We start from the raw sequence: 12,844 nt of genomic DNA, 5'->3' as shown, positions 1-12,844 counted from the left end.
GCTCTTAAATTAAAAATATATGCATCCTACGGTTGTTCTGATTATAAATTTCTTAATGAGTCTTTCCCTGCTTATTGTTTTACATGAGTTGGGGCATTTTATTCCTGCTCGACTTTTTAAAATACGAGTAGAAAAATTCTATTTATTCTTTGACATCAAATATTCTCTATTTAAAAAGAAAATAGGTGATACCGTATACGGTATAGGCTGGTTGCCTCTAGGTGGTTATGTAAAGATCTCTGGAATGATCGATGAGAGCATGGACAAAGAGCAAATGGCTCAAGAACCTAAAGAATGGGAATTTAGATCCAAGCCGGCATGGCAGCGACTCATCATCATGTTAGGTGGTGTTTTTGTTAATGTGGTAGTGGGATTCTTTATTTACATCATGTTGTTTTATGCAAATGGTTCTAATACAGCCACTGGAGCAGATTATAAATACGGTTTTGGAATACCTCCAGTTCTTGAAGAAATAGGTTTTGAACAGGGGGATCAGGTTTTATTAGTTAATGGTGACACCCTAAACATTGCTCAGAACCTCATCCATAGAATGGTTTTTAGAGATGTAGAAACCGTTACGGTGTTGAGAAATGGGGACCCAGTAAACATCAATATCCCAGAAGATATAGGAAATATTGTTTTTCAGGCAGATATTATGGGGCCGTTAGAACCTAGATTCCCTTTTGAAGTGGGCGAGATAACAAAAGGAACTAAAGCCGATTCTATAGGCTTACAATCAGGGATGACCATTATTGAAATGGCAGGCTACCCTATTGCCTACAATTCAGATTACACCTATGCCATCAACCATAAAATAACAGATAGTCTTCCATTCGAGATTAAATATCAAGATAAAAATGGAGTGGTAGAGAGTAAAACGATTGATTTTAAAAATAATAAAGAAAGGATCCTAGGGTTTAGAATAAAACCCACAGCTGACTTTCTAACCACCACTGATATAGACTATAATTTTGCTGAGAGTGTTAGCGTTGGTGTTTCTCATGGGTACTGGACCATGCACGATTATGTGGTACAGTTCAAGTATGTGTTTACTAAAAAAGGCGCCAGTCAGTTAGGTGGTTTTGGAACCATTGCAAAGCTGTATCCTGATACCTGGGACTGGACTAAATTTTGGGAGCGTACTGCTTGGATTTCCTTTGTTTTAGCTATCATGAATATATTACCTATTCCTGCACTAGACGGTGGTCATGTGACTTTTTTACTTTATGAAATGATTACTGGCCGCAAGCCAGGAGATAAATTTTTAGAGAAAGCACAGATCATAGGGATCGTTATTTTATTAGCCTTGATGCTGTATGCCAATGGAAATGACTTGTTTAAGGCGTTGTTCGGTTAAATTATATAAGAAATAATGATATTTCTTATATAAAAGTTTGCCACAAATAAAAAACGTAGTAAATTTGCCATCGCTTAAGTAAATAGCTTGAGTTTGTGTATATCACAGTCCTCTTTAGCTCAGTTGGTTAGAGCATCTGACTGTTAATCAGAGGGTCCTTGGTTCGAGTCCAAGAAGAGGAGCAAAATCCCAATCAGCAATGGTTGGGATTTTTTTATGGTATTAAGTCTATGGGCCAGAAGCAGGCGCTACACTTGATGCAATAAGCCCAAGAAGGCTTAAAATATAAGTAGTGCAGTAGAATTACAATGATTTTTTAGAGAACTCTTGATTCCTGATAAAAGCTTAATATATTCAGATATACTTCATACAACATTTCAAGAATTATCTGAAAGAGTTAAAGGTCGGTAAAACAATCGAAGTAAAACTAAAAAAGAGGTTATTGCTATTACTCCATTTAAACCTGCCAAAAATTATTTAAATCTTAAATTTAAAACAGCAACATTCGGTTGTTATTTTTTTAAAATATTTCCTACACAACCTTACAAATGCAATGGATTATAATGAGGTGGCACAAGTAAAAACACTTAACCTCATTTTTCCTATAAGTTCAGTTGTTAGAGATTAGCGGAGGTGATTATGCGCAGAATAACAACCCTAAAATTGACTATATTTGGTTTAAAATATGTTATGAAAAAACTACTTCTACTATTATTATTTATTCCTCTTTTTTCTTTTGGACAGACATTTGATTATAGTTATTCCGATGGACAAAACTTTGAATTGGCTGAGTTTCGATTTTGGAAACCAAGTTCAAATAATGATTATAAAGGTGTCTTAGTTATTGTTCCTGGGTTTAATTGGGATGGTAGAAAAGCTGTTCTAGATTCAGTTTGGCAGAGTTTTGCAACTAAACATAACTTCTTAATAGCTGCTTGTCATTTTAAAGATTATGAAGTATCAAAAGGCAAACCTAAATATAGAGAAGTTTCTAAAGGAAGTGGGGAGGTTCTTTTGACAGCCATTAAAAGTTATAGTACAACTGTTTCAAAAAAATATATTAACGATTTACCATTACTGTTTTTTGGTATGTCTGCAGGGGGGCAATATAATTATGAGTTTGCTTGTTGGAAGCCGGAAAAAGTTCTTTCTTTTGTCGTAAATAAAGGTGGGTACTACCAAACTGGGATAGCACCAATTAAAACACATAAAGTTCCAGGGATATTTTTCATCGGAGAAGATGACAAATATTATAGGAATGATATGATTCAAGGTATTTATTCTGTCAATAGAAATTTGGGAGCTAATTGGACTCTGATAATTGAGAAGAATACAAAGCATTCAATAAAAAACTCAAAAATTTTATCTATCGCTTTTTTTGAAAGTATTTTACCCCAAAGGTTATCTAACACTAATTCATTATTAGATATTAATAGAGGAAGCAGCTTGCTTGGGGTCCCTGAAAAAAAAATTATTCGCTCTTTAAAAGAATTAGGTGAAACAGATTATCTAACAATATGGTTGCCTAATGAATATTTTGGTAATATATGGCTTGAATCTTTATAACATATATAAGTATTCTAAACCGTAGGCATATCTTCTTGGTCTAACTTATTTGTTTCAAGCCCTCTTATGCTGGTTAAACTGAGGGCTAAAGAATATCCTAATTAATTTTTATGTGTATGACTTTTGACGTCTAGATACTTTACATTTGTTAAATAAACATAAAACAATTAAAATGAAAAAAATTATTTTATCCCTTTTACTGCTTACAACATTAAATTTATTTGCTCAAGAAAACTATTGGACAAGTTACAGTTTTAATGTAGACGTAGAAGATGAAGAAATCGTTGCTAAACTTACTAATGATTATTTCAGTTCGCCAAATTCCAAAGCAGAGGGAGTAACAGTTTTCTTATTTGAAAATCATTTTAAGGATATTTCAAATAATGCTTCGCATACTATAGCTTTTACAGGAACATTAGATGCTATGGGTAATCAATATTCTCAAGAAGATGATTTAAGTTGGGACTTGTTCCTCTCTAAATTGAATAGATACACTACAACTCACTCGTCAGCAGCAGGAAGAAGCCTAATTTCTTTTGGAGAACCTGGAAATTACCCAGTTCAAAATCTTTATATTCTAAAAGTAAAAAATGGACAAAAGTTTGCAGCGGCTTGGGAAAACTACAACACTAAGGCTAACCCTGAAGACAGAAGAGTGACATTTGGACAATTTAATCTTGGAAGAAGTACAAATGGAGAAACGCATTATGTATTATCTGAAGTAAATTCTTTTAAAGACGCATTTAGTATGGGGAAATTTAGGGACCGTATTTCGTCAGCTAAAAATACTGCTTGGAATAAATTTATTGAGGAGTTTGATGGTAATGCCGAAATGGTAAAAACTAAAACAAGAACTGTGGTTGGTAAATGGTAAATTAATTTCACCAACTTAAGACAACTAAAAGCCTCCTTCTGGGGGCTTTTTTCATACCATAGGAATATCGTCTTCCTTCCATTCAGCTATTTCAAAACCCCGCAAGTAGGTTAAACTAAGGTTTAAACTTGAGTGCTACATAGCCTTTTGTAGTTTGGTTAATGATTAGGTTTTTTTATACCACGTAGTCTATGGGCCAGAAGCCCAATGGCTGTTCCGATTTTATATCAGAAAAGAGGAGCAAAATCCCAATCAGCCATGATTGGGATTTTTTGGTTTTACCTTAATCACAAACTATTGACCTAGATAGGCAAACAAAAAAGGTTTTGAACCATAAAAGAATTTCTAAAGGTTTCATTTACTTGCAATTCAATGAAAGTAAAAGAAGGATTAAAACGACAGATGCTATAAGAGGTTACCGAAGGTGAGGACCAAAACCCTCTCAATAAATCTTTGAACAGGTGATTCTTTAGAGGACTTTTTTAAAATTTCATTAACAACCGTACTACTCCTATGAAAACAACAATAGCACTACTCCTTGTTTGCGCATCACTTTTATTGAACAACAAGATTAACACTACAGATTCTAAAATAACATTTACTTTCGACAGCGAAGGTGTTGCTGGAACCATAGGCGATATTCAGTCCCAATCTGAAATCGATCTCACCCAGATTGAAGAATCCATCATTAAAGGCTCCGTAAGTGTCGGTAGTATAGAAACGGGTAACTTTTTACGAGATGGACACCTAATGTGGGAAAAGTACTTTAACAGAAGTGACTATCCTCGAATTTATTTTGAGAGCAACAGTATTAAAGAAAACAAAGACAGGACTTACAAGGTAGAAGGCAATCTTACCATCAAAGGAATTTCAAAACCGGTTACTTTTATGGCGGTAAAAAAGGACAATTTCATAAATATTACAGGCAACATTTATACGAGTGATTGGAATATCAATATTCAAAAGGAGAGAAAGAAAAACAAAGCGACTATAGCTATGAAACTTAAGATTGAATGACTTTAAAGTGTTTACACATAAGATACCCTTTATAATACCATGGACAATCAGCATAAATCAAAAAGTCTATGGAATCTTCTTAACCAGAGATTAAAACGTTCTACTTTATCAGGAAAGTGACACTCTGAAAATTAAAAAAGCCCTCACATTGCTATAAAGGCTTTTCTATTTATATTTTTGTGTAGTCCTGAAATAGATTCACACCAAAACAAAGTGTAAGGAAGCCATAAGCAACAACTGGGTACCTAAGACACACTTAAAAAGATTACTCTCTTTCCTTCAATATTAATAATGGCTTTGTAGTGTGAAATTCTTCTTTGAAAATTTCATTACGTTGCCATATTTTCTCAAAAATATTTTGCTTTCTTCTGCGCAGTAGACAAATCATATCTGGATTAATATGCTGATAATGCTCTAGAATACCTTGAAAAACCGTCGCATTATCAGACTCCGTTAAAGAAGAGCTGCGGCCCATCAAGCCTTTAGATATTACTTTTGCCTCCTCGGGAGCATCTGGGGTGTTGACATGAAGTAAATGCAGTTGCGAGTTAAATATGTTTAAAAAATCTTCTAACATCAAGAAGTTATCGTCATTCTTATAATTAGCGTTTTTAAACGCCATAAGAACCTTGTCTAGTTTTCTAAACAAGAAATTAGCCGGCACAATCAGTAACGGGATATCGTTTTGCTTCACAATTTTACCTGTTACTTTTCCTAAATAAAGCTTGTCACTTATATCAATACTCTTTGGAGATAGAATTATTAAATCAATTTTTAACGTTCTAGACAATTCTTGTATTCCTTCAAAAATATCACCAGAAAGAACTTTTGAAACTACTTGCACACTTTTTACCACTGGGACAGCTTCAAGAACATCTCTCAAAACTTGCTCAGCAGTGCCGTCAGAATTGATACAGGTCACATAAACTCTAGCCTGAGTGATCGAAGCAAAATTAACTGCGTAGGTTAAATTATTAATACCTTTTTCTCTTGTCCCAATAGGGACTAAAATGTTTTTCATTTAAGAAGTTTTAAATCTAATTAACTAAATGGTTTAACTATTCTTTTGAGCTTGTAAAACTAATCTAAAAGACCTTTTTGAAGGTGTATTTTATTGATTAATTAGTACTTAAACAAATTATTCTATCGGTTTTCAAATCATTTTAAATCAGATGTGCCACCATATATAAAATATATCCATTCCTATTATCTTTTTCACAAGCATGCTAGGTACCATATTCCCACATTTTTAATTGTTATATTTACGGTTCAAGGAATGACTTCAATTGGACGAGTTAATCGTTTCAATTTCAATATATAGAGAATAAAAGAATGAGCTGTAATAGTTGTGGAACGAGTGATAGCGCCCCTGGCGGATGTAAAAATAATGGCACCTGTGGAACAAGTGGATGTAATAAATTAACCGTTTTTGACTGGTTAGCAAACATGGAGTTGCCCAATGGTCAAAAACAGTTTCCTTACGTTGAAGTGCGCTTTAAAAACGGCCGTAAAGAATTCTTTCTCAATAAGGATGACCTACAACTCAAAATAGGAGATATTGTCGCTACACAAACAGAGAGTGGCCACGATATAGGTGGCGTCACCATTACTGGAGAATTAGTGCGTGTACAAATGAAACGCAAACGCGTTAAAATAGATGACGAGATACCGCAAGTGTACCGCATTGCCAGCGAAAAAGACGTAGAAAAATGGGTAGCTGCTCGAGAGAAAGAAGATCCTATGAAAATACGTGCTCGTCAGATCGCCATACGTCTTCAACTCAAAATGAAAATCTCTGATATTGAATTTCAAGGAGATGGGTCTAAAGCCACCTTTTATTACACTGCAGATGAACGTGTAGATTTCCGTGATCTCATCAGAGAATATGCCACTGAATTCAAAACTAGAATCGAAATGCGTCAGATAGGCTTGCGTCAAGAAGCAGCGCGTCTAGGAGGTATAGGTTCTTGTGGTCGTGAATTGTGTTGCAGCACTTGGTTGACAGACTTTAGGTCGGTTACCACTGGAGCAGCACGTTATCAAAACTTATCGCTCAATCCGCAGAAGCTTGCTGGACAATGTGGTAAACTCAAATGCTGTCTCAATTTTGAGCTGGATTCTTATATGGATGCTTTGAGTAATTTCCCAAAACAAAATCAAAAGCTTTATACAGAAAAAGGAACCGCTATCTGTCAAAAAGTAGATATTTTCAAAGGACTGATGTGGTTTTGTTACGATGGCGAGTGGATGAACTGGCATGCACTTACTACCGAGCAGGTTCATGAAATCGTTGCTAAAAACAAAGCCAAAGAAACCGTTGGCAGCATAGAAGAATATGCTAGCGAGCTCATCGTTGAAGAAGAAATGAACTTTGAAAATGTGGTAGGACAGGATAGTTTAACTCGTTTTGACCAACCTAAATCACGCAACAAACACACAAAAAAGCGCCGCACTAAAAGCAGTAACAATCCTAACAAAGCAGACTCTAATACGTCTACAGCTACCGCAAATCCTCCTGCAACTAAAGAAGGAACTCAAAAGCGTAAGCCAAGACCTCAACATAAAAACAGAAGTGCAAATAAACCCGGCGCTTCTGAAAACAAAACAGATCAGCCCAATCCAAATACCGATGTGAACAAGAGTTCTAGGCCTAAAAAGTCCAGACCCAACCAGAATAAAAGTCGCAATCGCAAAAACGATGGCAACAATCCACCTAAAAAGGAAGATTAGTGAACAGATACCTATTTTTTCTGGCAGTTATGACCTTGATCACCTCCTGTGATGAGCAGTTAGTAAATGCAGAGTACCATGACTTGCCGCAAACTGGCTGGTCGATTGAAGACGTAGCCACATTTCAAATCCCCCCTCAAGACAGCCTAGCAAGCTATAATCTCTTTATTAACCTGCGCAATACGCACGATTATGAATACAATAACCTCTGGTTGATCTCACAAATGAAATTTCCGCAAGGAAAAGTCGTTACAGATACATTAGAGTACCGCATGACAAAGACTGACGGCAGCTTTTTAGGGTCAGGCTCTAACGATGTATATGAAAATAAGCTGTGGTTAAAAGAAGGCATCCGCTTTCGCGAAAGCGGAACTTATCAGCTAGCTTTAAAACACGCGATGAGAAAAACAGGGGAAGTAAATGGAGATGCACAACTCAAAGGCATACTCGAAGTAGGATATAGTATAGAAAAACAAGTGCAAAATGGCAGCAACTAAAGCACAAATAGCTCAAGAAAAAGAAGGAAATAAGAAGAATATTTCACTCTTCTGGAAGATGTATGCGGTAGGCATAGGATTTGTAATTCTTCTGTTTTTATTAGCCGCATGGGAAGTCTTTGGTGATTTACCAGACCACACCGTATTAGAAAATCCGCAGACAGAACTGGCAACAGAAATCCTAACTGCAGATGGGAAAACACTAGGAAGTTTCTATAATGAAAATAGAAAACCCATAAAATTTGATGATTTACCTAAAAACCTTGTAGACGCTTTAGTATCTACAGAAGATGAGCGTTTTTGGGATCACAGTGGTATTGATGGTTTTGGAACCGCAAGAGCAGCTGCCTTTTTAGGAACTAAAGGTGGTGCGAGTACCATTACCCAACAACTGGCAAAACTCTATTTTACAGAACAAGCCAGTAGCAATAAATTAGAGCGATTGATTCAAAAAATACGGGAATGGATCATTACTTCAAGATTAGAAAAACAATACACTAAAGAAGAAATCATCACTCAATACTTAAACGAGTTTGATTTTTTATATCAAGCTATAGGAATAAGAAGTGCCTCTAATATTTATTTTGACAAAGAGCCTAGTCAACTAAATGTTTCTGAAAGTGCTGTATTTGTTGCTATGCTTAAAAACCCTAGACAATACAATCCGCATCGTGAAATTTCTAAAGAAAAATCATTTAACAGACGCAACCAAGTATTTGTACAAATGGTGCGTAACAACAAAATGACAGCGGCGGTAAAAGACAGCCTTAGAGAAATTCCTATAAAATTAAACTACAACTCCGCTAGTCATAATGAAGGTATGGGGACTTATTTCCGCGAAAACCTAAGGTCCTGGCTAACCGTTTGGACTAAAGATCATATCAATCCAGAAACTGGAGAGCCCTTTAACCTCTACAATGATGGACTTAAAGTTAACGTTACCATAGACTATAGAATGCAAAAAATGGCCGAAGAAGCTGTTTATGCGCATATGGAACGTCTGCAAGCAGAGTTTGATCACCAGCAAAAGCGCAATAAAACAGCTCCGTATACAGATCTAACGGTAACACAAATTGAAAGCAACCTCAACTCTGCCATGAAAAGATCGGTACGATGGAAGGAAATGAAGAAAAAAGGAATCGCCGAAGCTGCTATTATCAAGAGCTTTAGTGAGAAGACCGACATGACTATTTTTGATTGGAAATCAAAGTTTAGAGAACGAGATACGATCATGACCCCTATGGACTCCATACGTTATTACAAGCAGTTTTTACACACTGGATTGATGTCTTTAGAACCACAAACCGGACATGTAAAAGCATGGGTAGGTGGTATCAATCACAAGTATTTTAAGTACGATCATGTAGAATTAGGTAAACGTCAAGCGGGATCTACCTTTAAACCTTTCTTATATTCTGCTGCGATAGATTTATTGAAATACAGCCCCTGTAAAAAATATCCTGATGGAGAGTATACCATTCCTGCAGGTAAACACGGCAACATGAACGACTGGACACCTGTAGATTCTAATGGTGATTATGGTAATGTCATGACCTTACAAGAGGCCTTGGCAAAATCTAAAAACACCATTTCAGCACGTTTAATGGACGAAGTAGGACCTCAACCAGTGGTAGATCGCGCAGGCCAACTAGGAATAAACACTGATAACATGGTGGCAGTTCCTTCACTTGCATTAGGAACAGCAGATGTAAGTCTGTATGAAATGGTGGCTGCCTATGGGGTGTTTGCAAACGGTGGGATTTACAACAAACCTGTTTTGGTAACCAGTATTGAAGATAAAAACGGTACGGTACTCTATCAATACGTGCCAGAAAGCAAGGATGTATTGAATCCAGAAACCGCCTACGTAACCGTAAATCTTATGGAAGGTGTTACCAAAATAGGTAGTGGAGCAAAACTAAGAGGAAACAGCTCTTGGGCTGCAAATACCGACTTTTATAAAGAAGTCATTACCGATTACCCATATGATTTTAAGAATGATATAGCTGGTAAAACAGGAACCACACAAAACAATTCTGATGGATGGTTTATGGGAATGGTTCCTAATTTAGTCACCGGTGTTTGGGTTGGCGCTGATGATAGATCTGTACATTTTGGAAGCACTAAATACGGTCAAGGAGCTACTATGGCCCTTCCTATTTGGGGAAGTTATATGAAACGTATGTATGCAGACGAAACCCTAGAGATTTCTAAAGAGCCTTTTAAAAAGCCAGAAAATCTCTCGATTGAAATAGACTGCGATGAATATGAAAAAAGTCAAGGTAACGATCCTCTAAAAGGAACTAATCAACCTAATAGTAGTAGTAACGAATTAGACATGCTGTAATGATTTCGAAACTCTCCTTAGCAAACATCTTGTTTCTTGATATAGAAACCGTACCGCTGCAGGAGCGTTTTGACCAGTTGGAAGAAATCGACCAGCAATTGTATGCTGATAAGACAAAATACCAGCGCAAGGAAGAGTTCACCCCAGCAGAATTTTATGATCGTGCTGGTATCTGGGCAGAGTTTGGTAAGATCGTGTGCATCTCTGTTGGTTATTTTGTGAATCGCGATGGACAGCAGTTTAGAACCCGCAGCTTTGTGGGAGAAGAAAAAGAGTTGATAGAAGAGTTTGCGGCATTACTCAATGAACACTTTTCAGGAAGAAATCATTTGATGTGTGCTCATAATGGTAAGGAATTTGACTTTCCTTATATCGCTAGACGCATGGTAATTCTAGGAATAGAGATCCCTTCAAAGCTGAATCTGTTTGGAAAGAAACCTTGGGAGGTCCCGCATTTAGATACCTTGGAACTGTGGAAGTTTGGAGACTATAAACATTATACCAGCCTTAAGTTATTGACCCGTATATTAGGAATACCATCGCCTAAAGATGACATCGACGGCTCACAAGTTAGAGATGTGTATTACCAAGATCACGACCTCCAACGCATTGCTACCTACTGTGAAAAAGACGTGGTGGCTGTAGCACAAATTATACTTAAATTACGCAAAGAATCGATACTCACAGATGAGCAAATCATCTCCAAATAAAACCATAGCCTCTATAAGAGCCCTCAACGTAAGTTTTTCTAATGGAAAACAACGCGTTCAAGTCTTGCACGACATCGGATTTGATATTTATAAAAATGAGATTCTCGCTGTAGTAGGAGAATCTGGAAGCGGCAAGTCGGTTACCAGCAAAGCTCTTATGGGACTTTTGCCTTCAACAACCGCACAAATAACGGCTCAAGAACTCTCCTTGCAAGGAAAAGATTTATTAGAACTAGAAGATGGAGAATGGTCCCGCTTTCGCGGAAGCGAGATCAGCATGATCTTCCAAGAACCTATGAGTTCCCTGAATCCTACCATCTCTTGTGGAAATCAAGTCGTGGAAGTACTGCTACAACATCAAAAAATGAGTGCAGCTGCTGCTCAAAAAGAAGTCCTGCAGCTTTTTGAAAAAGTAAAACTTCCTACACCCAAAATTACCTTTTCAAAATTTCCTCATGAGATCAGTGGTGGACAGATGCAACGTGTGATGATTGCTATGGCAATAGCCTGTAAACCTATATTACTCATTGCAGACGAACCTACAACCGCACTTGACGTAACGGTTCAAAAAGAAATTATACTACTGCTTAAAGCGCTTCAAAAGGAATACGGCATGAGCATTCTTTTTATCTCTCACGATCTTTCCCTGGTGCACTCCATAGCCGACAGGATCATAGTGATGTATCAAGGCCGAATTGTAGAACAAGGAGCGGCAAATGACATTTTTGAACACCCAAAAGAAGCCTATACAAGAGCGCTGATTGCCTCCCGACCGAGCACCAAAACGCGGCTACGCAACTTACCGACCATCAAAGATTTTGTAGAACAGAGCGTGTCTGACGAGTTAGTGACTAAAGAGCAACGAGAAGAATTGCATAAGAACATCTACAACAAGACCCCTTTATTACAAGTGATCGATGTCGTCAAAGATTTTCCATTACAAAAAAAGCTGTTCTCTAAACAAGAGTATTTTAGAGCTGTGGATGGAGTAAGTTTTAATATCTACCCAGGCGAAAGCCTAGGTCTGGTAGGAGAAAGTGGTTGTGGAAAAAGCACCTTAGGAAATCTGATTCTGCGTTTGAAGGACGTCAGCAGCGGTACTATTATGTATCGAGGTCAAGATATTACCCATTTAAAAGCTGCGGCCATGCGCCAATTGAGAAAGGAAATCCAGATCATCTTTCAAGACCCATTTGCTTCGTTGAATCCACGGCTTACCGTAGGACAAGCGATTATAGAACCTATGAAATGGCATGGAATAGGTGCCGACAACGCTGATAGAAAGGAAAAAGTGCTGCATTTATTAAAACGCGTAGGACTTACCGAAGAGCACTACAACAGGTATCCGCATGAATTTAGTGGTGGGCAGCGACAACGTATAGGAATCGCAAGAACTGTGGCTTTAGAACCCAAGCTGATCGTTTGTGATGAAAGCGTCAGTGCGCTGGACATTTCGGTACAGGCCCAAGTGTTGAATCTGCTCAACGAATTCAAAGAAGATTTTGGATTCTCTTATTTATTCATCTCTCACGATCTGGCGGTAGTCAAATACTTTTGCGATCAGGTCATCGTCATGAACCAAGGAAAAATAGAAGAAAAAAACGAAGCCGATGCCTTGTATGAAAATCCGCAGAGTGCTTATACCAAGAAGTTGATTGCTGCTATTCCTGGGTGATTTTGTTTTTTACCGAGCATTGCAAATGCGCAACCTATAAACTCGTATCACAATTGCTCGAGATAAGAGTT

General features: G+C 37.3%; 10 protein-coding genes and 1 tRNA gene. 10 read left to right on the top strand and 1 reads right to left on the bottom strand.

Going from position 1 to position 12,844, the window contains the following annotated elements:
- The first annotated feature begins 55 nt into the window (after positions 1-55).
- From rseP to CW736_RS05040, 5 genes are all read left to right on the top strand, one after another.
- Positions 56-1,357: an RIP metalloprotease RseP gene (gene rseP, locus CW736_RS05060; RefSeq protein ID WP_198519344.1), complete on the top strand. Its 1,302-nt coding sequence runs from the start codon at positions 56-58 to the stop codon at positions 1,355-1,357.
- A gap of 108 nt (positions 1,358-1,465) precedes the next feature.
- Positions 1,466-1,539, top strand: a tRNA-Asn gene (locus tag CW736_RS05055).
- 508 nt (positions 1,540-2,047) lie between these two features.
- Entirely contained in the window at positions 2,048-2,923 is an 876-nt protein-coding gene (locus tag CW736_RS05050) for a hypothetical protein (RefSeq protein WP_157810884.1), read from the top strand.
- 172 nt (positions 2,924-3,095) lie between these two features.
- Entirely contained in the window at positions 3,096-3,797 is a 702-nt protein-coding gene (locus CW736_RS05045; RefSeq protein WP_101012869.1) for a hypothetical protein, read from the top strand.
- Between the two features lie 513 nt (positions 3,798-4,310).
- Entirely contained in the window at positions 4,311-4,814 is a 504-nt protein-coding gene (locus CW736_RS05040; RefSeq protein ID WP_101012868.1) for a YceI family protein, read from the top strand.
- A 265-nt stretch (positions 4,815-5,079) separates the two neighbouring features.
- Here the strand turns inward: CW736_RS05040 and CW736_RS05035 are convergent, their stop codons facing one another.
- Positions 5,080-5,835 (bottom strand): universal stress protein, encoded by a 756-nt coding sequence (locus CW736_RS05035; protein WP_101012867.1) that lies wholly within the window; start codon positions 5,833-5,835, stop codon positions 5,080-5,082.
- A 311-nt stretch (positions 5,836-6,146) separates the two neighbouring features.
- Here CW736_RS05035 and ricT point away from each other — a divergent pair, with 311 nt between their 5' ends.
- From ricT to CW736_RS05010, 5 genes are read left to right on the top strand one after another with little or no spacing between them, the layout of a single operon-like run.
- Complete coding sequence (gene ricT, locus CW736_RS05030) at positions 6,147-7,544, top strand: regulatory iron-sulfur-containing complex subunit RicT (protein ID WP_101012866.1); 1,398 nt, start codon at positions 6,147-6,149, stop codon at positions 7,542-7,544.
- The gene (locus CW736_RS05025) at positions 7,544-8,041 is read left to right on the top strand and encodes a gliding motility lipoprotein GldH (RefSeq protein WP_232735425.1); all 498 of its coding nucleotides are present in this window, start codon (positions 7,544-7,546) and stop codon (positions 8,039-8,041) included. The genes ricT and CW736_RS05025 overlap by 1 nt, the downstream gene beginning before the upstream one ends.
- Complete coding sequence (locus CW736_RS05020) at positions 8,028-10,388, top strand: penicillin-binding protein 1A (protein ID WP_101012864.1); 2,361 nt, start codon at positions 8,028-8,030, stop codon at positions 10,386-10,388. The genes CW736_RS05025 and CW736_RS05020 overlap by 14 nt, the downstream gene beginning before the upstream one ends.
- Entirely contained in the window at positions 10,388-11,098 is a 711-nt protein-coding gene (locus CW736_RS05015) for a 3'-5' exonuclease (protein WP_101012863.1), read from the top strand. The genes CW736_RS05020 and CW736_RS05015 overlap by 1 nt, the downstream gene beginning before the upstream one ends.
- Positions 11,076-12,773, top strand: a complete 1,698-nt coding sequence (locus CW736_RS05010) for an ABC transporter ATP-binding protein (protein WP_101012862.1) — start codon at positions 11,076-11,078, stop codon at positions 12,771-12,773. The genes CW736_RS05015 and CW736_RS05010 overlap by 23 nt, the downstream gene beginning before the upstream one ends.
- The last annotated feature ends 71 nt before the right edge of the window (positions 12,774-12,844 follow it).

This window comes from Nonlabens sp. MB-3u-79 (assembly GCF_002831625.1).
Classification (GTDB): Bacteria; Bacteroidota; Bacteroidia; order Flavobacteriales; family Flavobacteriaceae; genus Nonlabens.
The sequence above is the reverse complement of the archived record's forward strand: the minus strand, read 5'-3'. Positions and strand labels throughout refer to the sequence as shown.

Bases quoted from the DNA above. Each gene is read 5' to 3' on its own strand.
- rseP (WP_198519344.1), top strand. From the start codon at position 56: ATGAGTCTTTCCCTGCTTATTGTTTTACATGAGTTGGGGCATTTTATT.
- CW736_RS05050 (WP_157810884.1), top strand. From the start codon at position 2,048: ATGAAAAAACTACTTCTACTATTATTATTTATTCCTCTTTTTTCTTTT.
- CW736_RS05045 (WP_101012869.1), top strand. From the start codon at position 3,096: ATGAAAAAAATTATTTTATCCCTTTTACTGCTTACAACATTAAATTTA.
- CW736_RS05040 (WP_101012868.1), top strand. From the start codon at position 4,311: ATGAAAACAACAATAGCACTACTCCTTGTTTGCGCATCACTTTTATTG.
- CW736_RS05035 (WP_101012867.1), bottom strand. From the start codon at position 5,835: ATGAAAAACATTTTAGTCCCTATTGGGACAAGAGAAAAAGGTATTAAT.
- ricT (WP_101012866.1), top strand. From the start codon at position 6,147: ATGAGCTGTAATAGTTGTGGAACGAGTGATAGCGCCCCTGGCGGATGT.
- CW736_RS05020 (WP_101012864.1), top strand. From the start codon at position 8,028: ATGGCAGCAACTAAAGCACAAATAGCTCAAGAAAAAGAAGGAAATAAG.
- CW736_RS05015 (WP_101012863.1), top strand. From the start codon at position 10,388: ATGATTTCGAAACTCTCCTTAGCAAACATCTTGTTTCTTGATATAGAA.
- CW736_RS05010 (WP_101012862.1), top strand. From the start codon at position 11,076: ATGAGCAAATCATCTCCAAATAAAACCATAGCCTCTATAAGAGCCCTC.